15 protein-coding genes are annotated in these 17,836 nt (G+C 59.2%); 3 read left to right on the top strand and 12 right to left on the bottom strand.

The genetic code is table 11. The annotated features are described in order from the left end of the window. Positions 1-50 precede the first annotated feature (50 nt). The gene (locus KUV49_RS14465; RefSeq protein ID WP_222450559.1) at positions 51-1,424 is read right to left on the bottom strand and encodes an aminotransferase class III-fold pyridoxal phosphate-dependent enzyme; all 1,374 of its coding nucleotides are present in this window, start codon (positions 1,422-1,424) and stop codon (positions 51-53) included. A 205-nt stretch (positions 1,425-1,629) separates the two neighbouring features. On the opposite strand from KUV49_RS14465, the gene KUV49_RS14460 reads away from it, so the two are divergent. Beyond that, positions 1,630-1,800 (top strand): hypothetical protein, encoded by a 171-nt coding sequence (locus tag KUV49_RS14460; RefSeq protein ID WP_222450558.1) that lies wholly within the window; start codon positions 1,630-1,632, stop codon positions 1,798-1,800. A gap of 13 nt (positions 1,801-1,813) precedes the next feature. On the opposite strand, the gene KUV49_RS14455 is transcribed toward KUV49_RS14460, so the two are convergent. The 10 genes from KUV49_RS14455 to KUV49_RS14410 all read right to left on the bottom strand — a co-directional run bounded on the left by KUV49_RS14455 (position 1,814) and on the right by KUV49_RS14410 (position 14,625). Beyond that, positions 1,814-3,286 (bottom strand): PLP-dependent aminotransferase family protein, encoded by a 1,473-nt coding sequence (locus tag KUV49_RS14455; protein WP_222450557.1) that lies wholly within the window; start codon positions 3,284-3,286, stop codon positions 1,814-1,816. A gap of 487 nt (positions 3,287-3,773) precedes the next feature. After that, complete coding sequence (locus tag KUV49_RS14450) at positions 3,774-5,084, bottom strand: TRAP transporter large permease (RefSeq protein WP_222450556.1); 1,311 nt, start codon at positions 5,082-5,084, stop codon at positions 3,774-3,776. Next, complete coding sequence (locus KUV49_RS14445) at positions 5,081-5,665, bottom strand: TRAP transporter small permease (RefSeq protein ID WP_222450555.1); 585 nt, start codon at positions 5,663-5,665, stop codon at positions 5,081-5,083. The genes KUV49_RS14450 and KUV49_RS14445 overlap by 4 nt, the downstream gene beginning before the upstream one ends. After that, the gene (locus KUV49_RS14440; protein ID WP_222450554.1) at positions 5,662-6,684 is read right to left on the bottom strand and encodes a C4-dicarboxylate TRAP transporter substrate-binding protein; all 1,023 of its coding nucleotides are present in this window, start codon (positions 6,682-6,684) and stop codon (positions 5,662-5,664) included. Before KUV49_RS14440 ends, KUV49_RS14445 begins: the two co-directional genes overlap by 4 nt. A 189-nt stretch (positions 6,685-6,873) precedes the next feature. Beyond that, positions 6,874-7,686 (bottom strand): aspartate/glutamate racemase family protein, encoded by an 813-nt coding sequence (locus KUV49_RS14435; protein ID WP_222450553.1) that lies wholly within the window; start codon positions 7,684-7,686, stop codon positions 6,874-6,876. 37 nt (positions 7,687-7,723) lie between these two features. After that, a complete protein-coding gene (locus tag KUV49_RS14430) occupies positions 7,724-9,121 on the bottom strand; it encodes an aldehyde dehydrogenase family protein (RefSeq protein ID WP_222450552.1) in 1,398 nt (465 codons plus the stop codon). A 66-nt stretch (positions 9,122-9,187) separates the two neighbouring features. Then, positions 9,188-11,251 carry an ABC transporter permease gene (locus KUV49_RS14425; RefSeq protein WP_222450551.1) on the bottom strand — a complete coding sequence of 688 codons (2,064 nt, stop codon included), beginning with the start codon at positions 11,249-11,251 and terminating at the stop codon, positions 9,188-9,190. Beyond that, positions 11,248-12,816 (bottom strand): sugar ABC transporter ATP-binding protein, encoded by a 1,569-nt coding sequence (locus KUV49_RS14420; protein WP_222450550.1) that lies wholly within the window; start codon positions 12,814-12,816, stop codon positions 11,248-11,250. The genes KUV49_RS14425 and KUV49_RS14420 overlap by 4 nt, the downstream gene beginning before the upstream one ends. Positions 12,817-12,895: 79 nt before the next feature. Further along, complete coding sequence (locus KUV49_RS14415) at positions 12,896-14,026, bottom strand: sugar ABC transporter substrate-binding protein (protein ID WP_222450549.1); 1,131 nt, start codon at positions 14,024-14,026, stop codon at positions 12,896-12,898. 227 nt (positions 14,027-14,253) lie between these two features. Further along, a complete protein-coding gene (locus tag KUV49_RS14410) occupies positions 14,254-14,625 on the bottom strand; it encodes an antibiotic biosynthesis monooxygenase family protein (RefSeq protein ID WP_222450548.1) in 372 nt (123 codons plus the stop codon). Positions 14,626-14,754: 129 nt separating this feature from the next. Here KUV49_RS14410 and KUV49_RS14405 point away from each other — a divergent pair, with 129 nt between their 5' ends. Then, positions 14,755-15,651 (top strand): LysR family transcriptional regulator, encoded by an 897-nt coding sequence (locus KUV49_RS14405; protein WP_222451015.1) that lies wholly within the window; start codon positions 14,755-14,757, stop codon positions 15,649-15,651. 8 nt (positions 15,652-15,659) lie between these two features. Here KUV49_RS14405 and KUV49_RS14400 read toward each other — a convergent pair whose 3' ends face one another. Next, a complete protein-coding gene (locus KUV49_RS14400; RefSeq protein ID WP_222450547.1) occupies positions 15,660-16,559 on the bottom strand; it encodes a LysR substrate-binding domain-containing protein in 900 nt (299 codons plus the stop codon). A 275-nt stretch (positions 16,560-16,834) separates the two neighbouring features. Here KUV49_RS14400 and KUV49_RS14395 point away from each other — a divergent pair, with 275 nt between their 5' ends. Next, the gene (locus tag KUV49_RS14395) at positions 16,835-17,773 is read left to right on the top strand and encodes a LysR substrate-binding domain-containing protein (RefSeq protein ID WP_222450546.1); all 939 of its coding nucleotides are present in this window, start codon (positions 16,835-16,837) and stop codon (positions 17,771-17,773) included. Positions 17,774-17,836 lie beyond the last annotated feature (63 nt).

Below are 17,836 nucleotides of genomic sequence, written 5' to 3'. Positions count from 1 at the left end.
TTGAAGAGCCTGTTTTCAATTTATTGCCGTGGACCTCTGCCGCGTCCAGATCAGCTTGGCGATCCTGCACTTGGGCTTAGCTCTGAGTAGATTTGATCGAGAGATGAATTCAGGCGGTCGAACACCAAGTCCAGTTCCGTCTCCCCAATGATGAGCGGGGGGCACAGATTGACAGCTTCACTTGTCCAACGCGTAATGACGCCATTCCTTTGAAGTTCCCGACCCAGTCGGAATGTTACCTTTTCGTTGATATCGAAGCGCTTTCGCGTTGCCTTGTCTTCTACGATATCGATGGCCCCAAGCAATCCCGAGTTGCGTGTTTCACCGACCATCGGATGCTGTTCTATCTCGGCCAAATGCTGTTCGAAACGTGTGATGGTTTCCCTCAAGCCCATTCGGAAATCTTCCCCGGAATAGATTTCAAGCGCCTCGGCAGCAACCGCGCATCCGATCGGGTGGCCGGCATAGGTCAGGCCATGCCCGAGCAAACCCGTCTTGGTGCTTTCAACTGTTAGCGTGTCGTAGATTTCGTCGGTCAAGAGCAACGCCGACAGCGGAAAATAGCCGCCGGTCAATGGTTTGGCCAAGGTCATGATATCGGGTGAGAGGCCGTATTTCGTCGAGCCGAAGGGCGCGTCGAGACGGCCGAACGCGCAAACCACCTCGTCTGCGATCAAGGCAACATCGTGCCGGCGAAGAACCGCTTCGACCTTCTCGAAATAGCCTTTCGGAGGAATGAGGCAGCCGGCGGACGCCATGACGGGCTCTGCAATGAAAGCGGCCACGTTCTTTGCCCCTTCCTCAAGAATTGCCGCCTCCAAGTCTGCTGCACAGCGGGCGGCATAATCTTCTTCACTTTCTCCATCGAGCGCGTGGCGATAATGACAGACCTCCGGAATGAAGCGAACGTCCGAAGATACACCGTCGGATCCGAAACGCATGTGTTGCTGCCCGGTGATCGAAGCACTGAGCGTCGTCGATCCATGGTAACCCGACAGCCGGGCGATCACGAGGCGTTTGTCTGGCTTGCCCTGTGCAATGTTCACGGCGCGAAGAATCCTGATCGCGGCATCGTTTGCCTCCGAACCGGAGTTTGCGAACAGAACGTGCCTCAGATGAGCGGGGGACATGGATACGAGGCGTCTTGCAAGATCCTCTGCCGGTTCATGGGATTTCTGCGCGAAAAGATGATAGTATGGCAGTTGTTGAGCCTGCTCCGTCATGGCGCGAACAAGCCTGGCGTCGCTGAATCCCAAGCTGGCGCAGGAAGAACCCGACATCGCGTCAATGTAGCGATTACCCTTTGTATCGTAGACATGCACGCCCTCACCCCTGACAATTGTGGTGGTATCGCCGTTTTGGTGTGCCAGGAGGTCCGAGAATTGATGGACGAGATCCAGTCCATTGTGCGCGGTCTGTGACATGAACGTTTTCCTTCGTGTTCCGATCTTGGCTACGGGCTACGTCGCAAGTGGATCTAATTGAAGCGCCAATTGTGATTTTTGCGAGGTGCCAATTCATTGGGTCTGTGCGGACCACGTGTATGGCTGGGGAAGTACGGTGCGCTCCGCTCGAAAGCAGCGGCTCATCCCGCGATCAAAAGCTCGCGATTGCCGCAATGCTTCGACGATGGCGGTCAAAAACTGGCTGACTCAAGACAGCGCTTGGTCCGGCGTGCAGCTTTTCATTCAATCGAATGGAGTGCGTTACGAAGTCGTGGGATCAAAGACCGAAGATGGCGAGATGTGCGTGCGTATGTTGTCGGCCATTGTGCCGATCGCCGGCCGGTTCATAGCCTGATGCAGCGGTCAGGTTATAGCTGAGACGCCTCGAAAGCCGATGCAAGCTTTTCCAGCCCTCTGCGGGTCTCGTTTTCGCCCGATGATGCAAACCCAAGAAAAAGACCATTCGTCTTTTTGGGGCCGATGTAGAAGCGGGACAGCACTGGCGCAGCGATGCCACGGTCCATGGCGGCAGCCGAGATGGCCACATCGGACATGCCTCCTTTCAGAAAGACGGTCTGCTGCATTCCCGTGCTTGTCGGAGTATAGGTTATCGCGCCCCCAAGGCAGCGTTCCAGCTCGGCCAAAAACGTGCCGCGACGAGAGTAATAGGCCTTTTTCATTTGCCTTATATGCTCGGAGAAACGCCCATCGTCGATGAATTCGGCCAGGGCGAACTGGATCGTCTTGCTGGCTGCCTGCCCCGTATGGTGAAGCGCGTTCGCAATGGCGGAGGCAAGGCAGGGTGGCGCGACCAAATATCCTATCTTTATGCCGGGCAGCATTGTCTTGGAGAAGGTGCCCATGTAGATGACCGAACGCCCTTTGTTCAGGCTCCAAAGCGTCGAAATTGGTGGGCCCGCATAACGAAACTCACTGTCGTAATCGTCCTCTATCACGAGTGCGTTTGTGCGTCGCGCGACATCAAGAAGTTTCAGGCGCCGGTCCAGGGACAGAGGAACGCCGGTCGGGCAGTGGTGAGACGGGGTGACATAGATCAGTTTCGGCGGTTGACTTAGGTCGTCAGGCGGGCGCAGACCTTGTGCATCAACTGCTATCGGGCGGACGGCCAGACCGGCTCCGCGGAAGGCGCCCCGTGCGCCAAGGTAACCAGGTTCCTCGAGCCAAGCTGTATCGCCAACATCCGCTGTCAGTCTTGCAATCAGGTCAAGAGCGGCCTGCGCTCCGTTCAGGATGACGATCTGTTCCAATTCGGGGCGGAATCCTCTGGCCGTTGCCAGGTGTTCCACAATGGATCGTTTCAATTCTGGCGTCCCTGAGATCTCGCCATAATCAAAACGTCTGATTGCGGACCGTCGGACAGCGCGGCTGATGTACCGAGCCCACAGTTCATGTGGAAAAAGATCCAGTGCGGGCAACCCGGCGGCAAATGACCTGTTCTTGAATTGTGGAAGATACCGTGGGCTGTCGCTCAGGTTTTCTCCGCGACGGGACAGCCGTATCCGGGGCGGATCGGGTTCCCCAATTTCATTTTTGCGCGGGTGGATCTGCTGAAGCGCGGGAAGTTCGGCGACTTTTGTCCCTGCTCCTCGTACCGGGGTTACATATTCCTCCACGCATAGCTGCTCGTACGCGGTGGTGACCGTGTTGCGTGAGATGCCCAGCTGCTTTGCAAGTTGTCGGCTGGACGGCAGTCGTGTACCAGGGGATAGAGTTCCGTCCAGAATAGCTTCGCGGATGCTGTCGAAAAGCTGGATCGCAAGGGTCCGCTTCCCACTTCGATCAAGTTCCAGGAAGCTGAACAGTCCGACGAATCGAGTCATGGTCACTCCCCCATATTTTTGCGTCTTGCAGCTTAAGAGCCATCCGATGCTCGCATGAAGAAGTGTCGGACCTCAAAGACAATCTACAGGTCCATCCGAGTGTTCCGATGAACTGGCTGAAGGTTGTCCCGGCATACGATCACTCCTTGAAAGGTGGCTCTATAAAGAATGAAATTAATGGATCCATACTGGATCCATTGTGGGGCTGATTACAATACGACCTCCCAAGGTCATCGCGTCAGGCGTTACGAAAGCGGGTGCGGCTGAAATGTTCTTCGCGCCGGATGTCCTTCTTGCCGGCGGTATGAGACCGCGCGCGCCGGCCTGGTTTCAGTCGGTCGTGGAGGAAGAAGGCACGGGGCCGTCGAAGACAACCGGCACCCCTTCGCCGGCCGTCAACTGGCGAACGCGAGCGACGACATCCTCCCACGCCAACCCAAACGAATAAGCAGCAGGTCGACGTGACCAAAAGAAAGGCCGCCGCACGTCAGTCGAGCATCGCGTGCGGCAGCATTGTCACGAAACCCGGATTCAGAAGCAGGAAGGAGAGGATCGCGACCTCGAGCAAGACGAACGGAAGCACTCCAGAGTAGATTTCCCGGATGCTCACGGTGCCCTCGGAAGCCGCCGCGACGGCGAAGAGGTTGATACCTATGGGCGGAGTCATGCAGGCCAGTTCGATCAACTTGACCATAATGATGGCAAACCAGATGGGGTCGTACCCCAAGCCAACCACGAGCGGATGCACGATTGGCACGGTCATAACCATCATCGAGATGGCGTCCATGAGCATGCCCAGCACGAGGTACATCAGAATAATCAAGCCGATCACCATCCAGGGTTCAAGCTTCAGCGCATCGAGCCCATCGAGAAGGCCATCGACAAACCCGGTGACCAGCAGCAACCTCGAGAACGCAATTCCTCCCATAATCACGAAGAATAAGCTGGCGGTGATCTTTGCCGCCTCGGACAGATTTCTGGATGTCTGGCGCCAATCCAGTCGGCGCAGGGCGAGCCCTATCAGGAGGACCGCTGCGGATCCGATGGCGCCTGCTGCAGAGGGAGAGACGATGCCGGTGTAGATGCCGCCAACCATCACCGCCGAGACGCATAGGATCGGCAGTACGCCACCAAGGCTGCGGAGTTTGTCCGACAGGTGGGGGCTGCGATTGGCGGGCGGTGCCCAGGATGGACGCAGCCGGACCAAACCGGCGATGCCGATGAGGTAGACAACGCCAGTGAGGACACCGGGGAGGATCCCCGCGATGAGCAACTGTCCGATGGATTCCGCAGTCAGGATGCCGTAGAGCACGATGGTGATGGACGGCGGGATCATTGCAGCGAAGGTCCCCGCGCCGACAATGCAGCCTGCCGAGGTCCCCTTTTTGTAGCCGAGTTTCACCATTTCCGGCAACGCGACCCGCGTGAACAGGGCCGAACCGACGATGGTGGATCCGTTGATTGCGCCGAAGGCCGCGGCCGAGATCGTCGTTGCCATATAGAGGCCGCCGCGGACCGACGCGAGCCAGAGATTTGCCGCTTGGAAGATGTCCCGAACTATGCCGGTCGACCCTGCGATGAGACCCATGAAGATGAACATGGGGATCGCGGCGAAGGTATAGTTAGACGCCACGTTGTATGGCAAGGTTTGCATGATGCTGAGGGCATAGTTCAAGTCGACGGAACATATCATGCCGATGACCGAAACCAGGATCATTGCACCAGCCACCGGAATGCCGAAGCCCATGAGCGAAAACATGGCGGCAACGAGTGCAACCACCAGCCAGACGGAATTCATTGGGTGCTCTGCAGTTTCTCGTCCCGCGTTCCGGTACGGCGGACTGATCCTGTCAGTGTCTGGCGGACGACCTCGAGGGCCGCGATGACAAGCCCGGCTGTTGCAATGATTTTTGCGAGCCAGATCGGCACCGGCACAAGGCCGGCCGCGATCTCGCCCGACATCGTAGAACTCGTGGCCGATACGCCGCTGCGCCAGGCGACGAAAACAAGGACCGCCAGCATAAGTATCTGTGCCGTCCAGGCAGAGACCACGGACAGGCGCGGCCCAAACATTTCGACGAAGACATCGACCACTATATGCCCCTTCCGCTGCTGGACGGCGCCGAGCGCCATGAAGATCGTAATTGCCAACAGGGCTTCGGAAATCTCCACTGCGCCTGCGAAGGGCTTGTTGAAGATGGCGCGCCCCAGGCTGTCGACCAGTCCGATTGCAACCATCGAGGCTACGGATAGAGCGCTTAGCACCAGCCCAGCCTTGACAAGGGTCCGCACTCCCGTGTCGGCCAGACGGGTTGCGCCGGCAATCAAGGAAACGGACCGGCGATCCCTGGCGCCGCCCATTTTCCGAAATCTGCTCATTCCATCAGTCGCCGCACGTCGGCAACGATGCTCTTGGCGGCATCGCAGAGATCACGTTGGCACATCTGCTTTTGCCATTCACTCAGGAGGTCCGGCACGGCGTCCTGAAGAGCCTGTTGTTCCTCGAATTCGACGACCTGGACATTCATCGATTTCGCTGTTTCATAGGCCGCGTCTTCGAGCGGCGCGAACTGGGAAATTTCGAATGTCTCGGTCTCTGTTGCGGTCTGCTGTACGAGTGACTGAAAGTCCTCGGGCCAGCTGTCCCAGATATCCTGTGCGACAAAGGCAGAGTATCCGGCGAAGGCCCCGAAGTTGATCGTGCTCCAATAGGGCGCGACTTCCGCGACATTGAAGATGCTCGCAGCCTCGACGGACAGCAACGCGCAATCCAAGCTACCGCGATGGATAGACTCGTAAATGTCGGTCATCGCGGTGTTCACCGGGATCGCGCCGAGCGTCTCGAACACGACCGGAAGCCATTCGCCGAAAGTACGGACCCTTAAGCCGTCGAGGTCCTCCAGTTTCCGGACCGGCGACTTGCACTGCAGCCTGTAGGGCGGCAAGCCGTGGCTCAGGATCGGATGGATGCCGTTCTCTTCCAGTTCGTTCTGGATGTATGGGTTCGTCCGGATCAGCTCGGCCTGGATGCGCATTGCCTCGCCTGCGTCGTACCAAGTCAGCGGCAGGCCGTTGAGCAGTCCGCTGAGCGGCAACTGCCCCGGATAGTAAGCGGGCCCGATGCTTCCGACAGTCACCGCCTTCGCGCGGGTCAATTCCAGAAGCTCACTTGTTGATCCCATGGAGCCGGACCAGAAGAACTGAACGTCAATGGCGCCGCCGGTCTTTTCGTTCAAGGTTTCGGCGAACCGGACGTCGGCCTTCGAGCTGCCCCAGAGTTCGGAAGAGAAGTGGCCCCATCTCCAGGTCTGAGATTCGATGTCCGGCTCGGCCAGGGCTGGCGCTCCCACCGCAACAATCAAGGCTGTCGCGCGCGCTGCTTTAATCGCATTCTTCATCTGTGGTCCTCCCAATGGCATGACGGTTGCGCAGGTGCATCGTGTCCTCACGGCGCCGTTCTTTCGTCGTCCGGCGGAGTTGGCACGAGCGGCCCGCGACGATCAAAAGAAAAGGCGTCATGCCTGCTTGAGAAAAAATCCGGGCCACGCCGGCTCGGGGGCGGGATGTCGCTAGAGGGCCGGTCGGCGTCAAGTTTTGCGCAGCAGCGCCTGCGCCGCCATGCCGCGAAGGCTGGAGAGCATTCCGGCGGGGGGTCGCGCATATGCTCCGACCCTGGACACGTCGAGGCCGGACTTCTTCCTCAGCCTGACGATCGTCTCGGTCAGCATCAGCAGTGTTCCGTAGGAGTCCAGCACCGGAACCCCGTCGAATTGGCGCACGCCGTTGCTCACCAAGGCGGTGTTCAGCACCCCTTCGGCCGGGATGATGACGTCGGCCCCCGCTGCGATCAGCCGCCGCGCCTGGATCTCGAACCCAGACACAAATGCCGTCGAACCGGCAAAGGCGCTGTCCAATTGATGTTCGTCCATGGGCGGGTCGAGAGTTTCAACCGTGGCGACTCTTGCGTGGAAACCGTAGCGTGCGACCAGGGTTCGCACGTGGTTGGCCATCGCCCGGTCCAGCGCAATCAGGCCAAAGCTTCGGCCCACAAGGGAAGACATCAAGAGCGCTGCCTCGCAGGAGCTGACCACCGGAATGTCGACCAAACTGCGTGCCTCTTCGAGGCCTGGGTCGAGGAAGCAACTGATTGCAACGGCATCATAACCCTCACGCTCGGCGATAACCGCGTTCTCGATAATCTGCAGATCGATCAACTGCCGCGCGTGGCGGAAACCAATAGAAGTCACCGGCGGCACACCTTCGGGAAGGCTGCCTGGCGCTATGCCGTGAAGATCCACCTCCGTCGTCGGATCGCAAACCTTGGAGGCATGCTTGGTCATCATGCCGGCATAGCCGGGCAGACGCGTCAGGTCGGTGTAGCTTTGATGCCATATGCGCATGTGATCTCCGTTCGTTCGAGGGCCTGTGTCCCTGTTTTCAGTCGTTTATTACGCTCAGTCGGGTGTATTCCCTCAGTCCGTCCGTTCCCATTTCGACACCGATTCCGGACTGCTTGACACCACCGAAGGGAATGTGTGGAGCGAGGTCTAGGTGCTTGTTGATCCATATGGTTCCGCATTCGAGCCGCTCTGCGATCTCGCGCGCACGGTTCACGTCGCCCGACCAGACAGAGGCGCCCAGCCCATAGCGAGAGGCATTTACCCGCTGCGCGATATCCTCGTCCTGCTGGAAGCTGATTACAGGAAGAACCGGCCCGAATTGTTCTTCGTCGACCAGCCGAGTGCCTTCCTTGATGTTCCGGACAATGGTGGGCGCCACGAAGAATCCGCTCGAAGCAGGTATTTCCGAGCCAGGGCGGACGTCTCCATGGCATCTGGTCTCTTCGATCAACTTTTTCAGACGGTCGAAATGCGCCCGGTTTTGCACGGGGCCGAACTGCGTGTCGGCTGCCATACCGTCACCCACCACGGCTGCCCGCGCCAGCGCGTCAAGTGCGTCGCAGACCGCGTCATAGATCGAATCCTGAACATAAAGGCGCTTGATCGCGATGCAGACCTGGCCCGAATTCGCGAAGGCGCTTTCAAACAGCTTTGGCGCAATCTCCTCGGGGTCGACATCGCCGAGAACAATCGCCGCATCGTTGCCGCCCAGTTCCAGCGTCACGCGTTTGAGCGTCGGGGCTGCGGCGGCCATCACCTTTTTGCCGGTCTCGGTGGACCCGGTCAAAGCGATCTTGCTGACATCCGGATGGGCGACGAGGTGTTCGCCGAGGTCGTTCTGGTCCGTGATGACGTTGAGCACGCCCGGCGGAACGACCTCCTTCACGAGTTGCGCGAAATGCAGGGTGGTCAGCGGCGTCGTCGGGGCGGGCTTTACGATCACCGTGTTGCCGCACAAAAGCGCGAAGGGCAATTTGAAACTGAGGTTCGCCATCGGGAAATTCCACGGCGTAATGAGGCCTACAACACCCAACGGGCGTCGGTGCAGTCGAATGTCACGACCGCTGTCGTCCGGGATTACCTCGGCGGAGAGGTCGAATGCGGCCAGAGCCCGGTAGTTGGCGATGGCCTCTTCCATTTCACCAAGGGCCGCGGCTATTGGTTTGCCTTGTTCCGCCGTCAGCAATCTGGCGAGGTCCTCCTTGTTGCGTTCCATGATGTCGGCCATGGTCAGCACGGCTGCGCGCCTGTCGGCTGTCGGGATGGTCGCCCAGTTGCGAGAGGCGGCTTTGGCGGCTGCCACCGCGTTGTTCAATTGTTCGAGCGACGCACGGCTGCACTCAGTGAATGCTTTGCCGGTGGCTGGATTAACAACTTCCATTGAGAAATCGCCGGGGACAGAGCGTCCGTTGATGACCAGGCTGAAATCGTTCATGAGATTGTCCTTAAGGCTGGAGGGGTTGCGCCAAGTTCGCATGGCAAGATCACGGGCGAGGGGGCTTCACCGGGGGCTTCGTTCGCGCAGCGCAACGACGGCTCCAAGGATCACAAGGCCGAAGATGATGCTTCGGAAGGCGAAAGGTAGCGTCGTGCCGTTGAGCAGGGTCTGCAGCGCGGTGAGGAACAGGACGCCCCCGACCATGCCCGAAAACCCACCTCTCCCGCCGGTGACGAGAACGCCGCCAATCACCACGACCGCGATTGAGGACAACAGGTATTCGTCGCCCATACCGAGGCTTGCCTGACCATTGAACCCGGTCAACATTAAGCCGGCCGACGCGGCCAGGGTTCCGCTGACGACGTAGCTTGCCAGAACCGTTCGGCGGACGCCGACGCCCGACAGAAGGGCGACCCGGTCGCTCGACCCGACGGCATAGATCCGGCGCGCGAAAGTCGAACGAGACAGAAAGAAGACGCCCAAGGCAATGAAGATCAGTTCGAACCAGATGATAGGTGCGATGCCGCCGGATTGTACTGACATGAAGGATTTCAACGCGTCCGGCGCGACGCCCTTTGGCGTGCCGTCAGAATACAACAGCGCCAGACCTTGCAGGATGCTGTTCATCGAGAGGGTCGTCACGATTGGAGGGATGCCGATCAACGTGATGGCCATGCCATTCACGGCGCCGACGGTCGCACCGATGAGGACGGCCAAAAGCGCGACATAGCCCCACGGCACATCCGGATGTGCCGAAAGCGTCCCGGTAAACACGATGCCGGCGATCGCGATGACCCACGGAACAGACAGGTCAAGTCCACCCGAGATAATGACGATGCCCTGACCCAGCGCCAGCAGAACGAGGAAGGAGGACAGCACCAGAAGCGCGTTGAAATAGTTCCAGGAAAGACCGCCCATCAAAGCGGCGGTGACCAGAATAACGACCGCCAACGCGAGATAGGACGGAATGGAGTAACCGATTTCCGCCCGGTGCCGGTGCAGCCAACCGGCCCGGACCTCGGTGACGGGCTCGTGCGCTTGATCGGGCCGATCAAGGTGAATCCGAGCCAGTCGCGCCCCCGCCGTTCTGGGCGAGCTGGCATCGGTGCACGCATTCCACACGGCTTTGATCCTGTCGGAGATGTCGCCCCGTGATACGGTGTTGAGGAGAACAGCGAAGACCAGGAGCGTGCCGTCGACGATGGGGCTGAAATAGGCCGACACATTCAGAACGAGGAGGATGTTGACAAGCAGCGTGAGTACATAGGCGCCGATCAGGGAGCCGAGACAGCCTCCACGTCCCCCGCCCAGCATTGTGCCGCCAATTACTACGGCCGCAAAGGTCTGCAGTAAAAGAGACGTGCCAATCAACGGATCGCCGGAAGCCGTCAGAGCGGTGACGAAGATACCAGCGGCCGAATAGAACATTCCGGCGATGGCAAAGCTCATGAACCGCGAAAAAATCACGGACACGCCGCTCGCGGTTGCGGCCTGCCGGTCACTGCCGACGGCATATAAATTGACGCCGAGCCGCGTGTTCTTGAGCAACAGCCAGAACGCGCAGGCGCACGCAATAACAACCAATGGCATCGGAACCAGTCCTGACAGCAGATCGCCGGACAGGGCGGCCGAGAATTCGGCCGGAACCGACCCACCCGGTGTGGCCATGACGATCAGCGCAACGCCCTGACAGATGAACATGGTGGACAACGTCACGACAATTGACTGCAGCCCCAGAACGGCGACAAGCAACCCGTTCACCGCGCCTATGAGCGCACCGATCCCAAAGGCAAGAAGCACGAGTGTGGCCATAGGTATCGTGCCGTCATGGCTGACGCTTGCGATAAGCACGTTGACGAGCGAGATGACCGCCCCGCCGCTTAGGTCGAGGTCGCCGGTCAGGACCACCAGGGTAAGCCCGATGCTGGCCAGGGCCAGGGTCACGCCGCCGGCGGACATGTAGCTTATGTCGAAATAGGTCAGCCCATAAGGGCTGAGGGCGTGAAGTGTCGCGATAAGAAGAATGAGGAACCCAAGAGCGATCAGAACCGCACTGTGTTTGGAAACGCTGGCCTTCGTGAATGAAGCGCTGCGGACGTGATGCGAAATTAGTGTGTTCGCGGTCATGCGGTGGCTCCAATTTCAATCGGGGACGAACGGTGGTCGTCGACCGAAGGCTCAGTGACGCCGAGCACAGCGCGGGCCACCTCGCTTTCAGTCACGGTTTCAAGGTCGGAGAAGTTGTGCGTTATTCGGCCATTGTACATCGCCGCCAGCCGGTGGCAGACGTGCATGAGTTCCGGGATCTCGGTTGAATAGAACAGAACGGCACCACCGGCCCGGGCGAAATCCTGCACAAGGTCATAGATCTCGCGCTTTGTGCCGACGTCGACACCGCGTGTCGGATCATACAGCAACAGGATCGGGTTGTTCGTCATCAGCCACTTGGCAAAAACGACCTTTTGCTGGTTGCCGCCGCTAAGCCCTTTGACCGGGTCGTAGAGCGCCGATTGCCTGAGTGACAACCTGTCCATCAGGTTCCGGACGCGGACCTCCACGGCCCGATCCCGGGTCACGCCCGCGCGCGAGAAACGGCCGATGCTTGGAAGCTCGACGTTGCGCAGGATGTCCCGTTGAAGAAACAGGCCGTCGGTTTTGCGATCCTCCGGGATGAGGGCCAGCCCTTCTCGGACGGCCTGTGCCGGCGAATGCAGAACCGTGCGTCGTCCGCCGATCTGGATTTCGCCTCCGGTGGCGGGTGTGACGCCGAACAGCGTTTCGAACAATGCCAGCTGACCCATGCCCTGAAGACCGGAAATACCGACGATCTCACCGGGCTTCAGGTCGAGGGTGACACCATTCAGGCAGTGCGGACGAGTCAGGTCAGAGACGCTCAGCAAAGGGTCCTGCGGCCGGGGAGGCGGCAGGCGCGCCGGATAGGCGGCGTCGAGCTGACGGCCGATGATCAATTCAATGAGGCGTTCGTCGCTGACCTCGTCCAGGCCGAACGTACCCGCTGCAAGGCCATTGCGAAGCACGGTCACATGATCGCAGAACCTGCGTACTTCGGGCATGCGGTGGGAGATAAAGATGACCGTACCTCCCCGAGCGGTATAGCCTTTGACCAAGTCCTCCAGCCAATCGACGTCGTCGGGTGTCATGGCGGATGTCGCTTCGTCGAGCAGAACGACCTTTGGATTGTTCAGGAACGCCCGCGCGATCTCGAGCTTTTGGCGCACCGGCAGGGGCAAAGCGCCGACCGTCGCGTCGATATCAATGTCCCCCAGTCCGATCGCGCAGAGATGTTGTGTCACCATGGCCCGTCCCCTGCGGTTGGCCAGCAATCCCGGACCCCAGGTCGGTGCGGCGGGTAGCAGCATGTTTTGCACGACAGTCAGGTCGGGTATGAGCGACAGTTCCTGGAAGGCGGTCGCAATTCCGAGAATTCGGGCATGCCGGACACTGCGGATCACCGTCGGTTCGGCGAATATCTCGATTGAGCCGGTGTCGGGTTTGCACAGGCCGTTGAGCAGTTTGATTGTGGTGGATTTGCCCGCGCCGTTCTCGCCGAGCAGGGCATGAACCTGGCCACGGCCGACCGTGAAGCTGACGTCCCGCAAAGCCACGGTCGCGCCATAGCTCTTTCCGATGTTGCGGAATGCGACGGTCTGCGCAGAATTTTCGGTTTCCATGAACTTCCTCCCAAGGGCCTGCATCCGGAGACACCCGCGCTGCGCGATGCGGCACGGATGTCCTGTTTTGGGTCTAGGATCAGTCTTCTGGCTCGCCGATGAGTGCGGCGTTCAGCCCCAGTCCTGGCGTGTCGGCCGAATAGATTGAAGAGAACCAGCCGGGATTGGTCACAATGGTCGGAGAAAAGACGTTGCAGCCTTCGCTCAGTTCCTGCCACGTCCCTTCCTTGCACAGCTTGATGTCTTTGTTGGTCAACAGTGGCAGCGGGAAGTAGTTCATATGCGGAATATCGGCGCCCTCCAGCTTTTCGACCGCCATCTTGAGAGCAAGAGCGCCTTCAACTGTCGGAGAGGCATACGAGATGCTGGGATAGCCCATCGGGCGGTAGGTCGCGGTGGTGCCGTCGACTTCGGTGCCGGCAGGCAGCATCTGCAGCCGGTGTCCGTTGGAACCTTCGCCGACGCAGGGCTTTTTCTGATCGTCCGGGATGCCGGCCTCTTCCTGCATCGAGGCGGCGGTATAGCACCCGACTTGCATCCAGAGGCCGTCAATCGTGTCCCACGGACGAGTGGCGAGGATCTTGGACAGTTCCTGCCTGGCGATGCTCTGGCTCCACATCCCGACCGCTTCGGCCACGATGTTGATGTCCGGATACTTTGCAAAGGTCTCTTTTGCGAGGTTTGAGCGGATGTCTCCGGGCGAGGTTCCGGGGACGCCATGGACGAAAATAATATCGCCCTTGTAGTTTAGCTGCTTGGCCAGCCATTCCGCCGTCTGGGGGCCGATAAGTTCCTGCTTGACCGTGATCTGGTAGGCGCAGGGTTCCGTCACCGGAGAGTCGTATGTGAAGATCACGACGCCTTTGTCACAGGCGGACCGGATGACCTGGTTCAGCGCTGTCGGTGAAATCGCATAGACGATGATTGCGTCGGCACCGGCTTGGACCATGGCATTGATCTGCTGAATCTGTCGCTGCGCGTTCGGACCGGCCACCTGAACCTTGAAGTCGATCTTGTCGCGCATCGACTTGCTGGCGGCCATCGCCTTGATCATGTTGGCGCTTTCAGCCTGCCAGTCGTTGCCGATGTAGCTCATGCTCAGAAACACCTTGAACTTTTCGTCAGCCTGCGCGGGTGACGAAAGCCCGAGTGAAAGAAGCGCAGCAGCGATCGTTTTGACCGCAGGGTGTGTTAATCGCTTGAAATTCATGATTCCTCCCATTTTTTCTGATCAGCGACAGTTCCCCTCCTCCGGGGGAAGTACGATTGCCGCTGAATTAAGGCCGGCTTGTCAGTCCGGTCCGGGTCTCGGAGCGGCGGCCGATGCCGCCGCCGTTGGCCGATCCGCGGATCGGGATTGCCGTGCTGTGCGTCGTGTCCGGCAGGGTCGGGCGTCGGGCAAAGATGCCTAAGGGCTTCGACCGCCGGCCTGACGCGTTACGCCTTGGCGATGCCGTAACCCGGAACCGTATTGAAAATGAGGTCTTCCACGCGATAGATGTGGAACTCGTTCCGCGAGACTTCTTTCAGTTTCGCGAATTTCTCGCTGAAGACATCGTCCGCGAAAAACTCGCCTTCGACGCTCTCTTCGCTTGCAATGGCTTCGACATTGACCACGGTTTCGCCATCGACGCTTTTCGCAAGGGTGCTCCAGACAAACCCCTTGCGGCGCTCTGAAACATAATCGACGACGTCCTTGATGACGTCATAGGCTGCATCCTGCATCCCCGGATGCGCGTGAATCACGTTGACAACAAAGATCGTCGGCTTTGCCCCAGCCTCGAATGTAGCTTCAGTCGGCATGTTCATAGTGCAAGTTTCCTTTTCTGATATTGGCCCACGACTGGGTGCAATTGGGATACGAGCGATGCCGGTAGTTGACAATATATCCTGAATTCATGACACTTAAGACAGATTTTCTCAAGTGAGCCCTTGAAGATGCATCATCTCGGCGCCTTAGAGGCCTTCATAACCGCCTCTGAAAAAAGAAACTTTTCGGAAGCCGGGCGTGTGCTTGGGCTTTCGCCTTCGGCTGTGGGAAAATCCATATCCCGTCTCGAAGATCGACTTGGCACGCGCCTGTTTCACCGGAGCACGCGTCGGGTCACGTTAACCTCCGAGGGGGCCCGGTATCTCGAACGGTGCCGGCGCGTGATCGCTGAACTCGAAGCGGCCGAACTGGAGATTGTCCAATCCCAAGCGGCGCCAACCGGCACATTGCGCGTCAGCCTTCCGCTGGTTGGTATGCTGATGATGCCAACCATTACGGCCTTCAATCTCCGTTGGCCTGAGATCAAGCTGGATCTCGATTTCACCGATCGTCAGGTCGAGGTCATCGAAGAAGGCTTTGACGTCGTTGTCCGGGGCGGACATGTCCAGGATAGCCGTCTCAAATCCCGGATCGTTGGCGTTTACCAGTTCAAGATCGTCGGCTCCCCGGAATATTTCGCCCGCGCCGGGGTGCCGCAAGTTCCCAAGGACCTGTTGGAGCACAGCTGTCTTCACCACCGCTTTCCGACCAGCGGCAAGCTTGAACAATGGCCATTGCGACCCGATCCTGAGGGGGAAGAACTGGCCTTGCCGCAGTCGGTCATCGCAAGCACGATCGAGCCGTTGATCCATTTCGCCGAAGCTGGTCTGGGACTGGCTTGTCTGCCCGACTTCACGATTGGCCGACACCTGAAGGAACGACGTCTCACCTCGGTCATGACAGACCATCTGATCGGCAACGGGAATTTCCGGGTCATGTGGCCGACGAGCCGTCACATGGCGCCGAAAGTCCGGGTATTCCTCGATTTCATGGCCGAGCATCTTTTCGCCGCGAAAACGCTCTGAACTTGGCCCTACGGCCGATCCTCGGTGGCCGCTGCCTGGTCCAGTAGCCAAAGGACAAAGGAGCGAAGGGCTGGCTGGCACTCGTCCAGTGGCTCGGTCGTGATGGCGCAGAATGTCTTCGAAACGGATTGACCAGGTGGCCAGCAGGTAACGAGACGCCCCTCGGCCAGATCCCGTTCGACATAGGTCCGCGGGACAAGAGCAACGCCCAGCCCGGCCATTGCGGCCTCGATGGCCATGCCGTGCAGGTCGAACCGGACGCCAGCAAGCGGATTTTGCAGGTGCTGCCCCGTTTCCTGAGCATAGATCTGCCATGCCTCGGCATTCTGCCGCCTGTGCACACGCGGCAAGTCGTCGAGCGGCGGCGGGTTGCGCGTGCCGGAAAGGAGCGAGGGGCTGCAAACCGGGATCAGGACTTCGTGCAGCAGCGGATGGATCACCAGTCCGGCCCAGGCCGGATCGTGAAAGTGAATCGCGGCATCGAACCCGCTTGCGGGCAGGTTAAAGGGATCGAGCCGCTGGGCCAGGTTTACACGAATATGCGGGAACGGGTTCTGGAACATGCCGAGGCGCGGGATCAGCCACCGGGTGGCAAACGTCGGCAGAACCCCGATTTCGAGGTCCACCGTGCCTGGAGATTGCCCCATCAAACGCTGGCTATCGCGTTCCAGTCTGGCGAGACTGTCGCCGACCTCCTGGGCGTACTTGGTGCCAACGGGTAGCAACCTGACCCGATTGCCTTTTCTTTCGAACAGCTTGGTCTCAAGGAATGTTTCGAGGCGCGCGATCTGACGGCTGACGGCGCTTTCCGTCAGCAACAACTCCGAGGCCGCTTCCTTGAAACTTCCATGGCGCGCCGCCGCCTCAAAGGCGATAAGCATCGAGTTGCTCGGGATCCGGCGGCGCATCGTCTGTACTCCTACTTCAATGCCGCTCCAGCATGACAAAACATCAATCTGAATGGAAGATTAGTTGTTTTGCGGCGGACAGGCTCCCCACTACAGTGCTGGATCATTCGCTCCCTGGTGCAAACTGCCCTGGGGGGGCTGTGGACACAGGTTCGCAACAAGGGAGGGCGCAACATCATGAGGGCAAGAGGAGTCAGATATTGCGGCGCGGCGCGGCGCATGCGATCGCGGCCGATCGAACAGGTTGGTTTTGAACCTGGCACGGGACCTCGTCGATGCGGCACTTGATTCCGAGCACCAAGGCTCTCATCGCCCTCGAAGCCGCTGCGCGTCGCCGATCCTTCGCTCTGGCGGCGAACGAACTGCTGGTGACGGAAAGCGCTATCTCCAAGCAGATCTCGAACCTTGAGCACTTTCTCGATCTAAAGCTTTTCCACCGGAATCCGGGAGGGGTGGAACTGACGGATGTCGGGCGTGCCTATGCAGTCGAGGTTCGCAAGACCTTGCGTGACCTTGAAGATCAAACGGCCGCTATTGTCGGGCATGTGCCACGGTCGAGCGAACTGCATGTCGCATCGCTTCCGACGTTTGCGACCAGGTGGCTGATGCCGCGGCTTAAGGATTTTTCCAGTCAGGTGCCGGGAGTGATTGTGAATATCAGTAATCGGCTGGAGGCCACGTCCATTGGGGATGCGGAGTTCGACGCCGTCATTCATTTCCGGGATGCCCGCGACTGGAAGGGGGAATGTTTCAACCTTTTCAGTGACGACCTTGTTGCCGTTCTGAACCCGTCCCATTTCTCGGCCAAGGCATGGTTGCGGGACGCTCAATCCGTACCGCTATTGGGCAAGTCAAAAAGCAATTCAGCCTGGCGACGCTGGTTCGTAAAGGCGGGCGTGGCGCATCCTGCGCCGGAACAAGGACCAAGATACGATTCCTATTCCACTCTGATTGAAGCCGTCAGATCGGGGATCGGTGTCGGATTGATTCCGAGAAGCTATGTGGAGCCGGATCTGAACATGGGGTTGCTTGAAATGCCCTCACCATCGGCCCTCCAGGCAGAAAAGACGTTCTCGCTGTTTCTGCCTGACGGTAGCCGCAAGAAGATTGCGCTGAAGGCTTTTGTAAATTGGCTGACGGGGGCTGCACGGGCATATGAAACGCACCACGCGAGCACTGAGCCGGTTCATTCCAGCCAGCCGGATCGTCAGTGACCGAAGCAACGGCGGGTGAGTGCGGACCGGCGGCGCCAAGTTGGCGGCGGTGGCCAATTGGCT

The sequence above is a fragment of the Roseovarius atlanticus genome (assembly GCF_019802205.1).
GTDB lineage: Bacteria > Pseudomonadota > Alphaproteobacteria > Rhodobacterales > Rhodobacteraceae > Roseovarius > Roseovarius atlanticus_A.
This window is presented reverse-complemented; position numbering and strand designations above follow the sequence as displayed.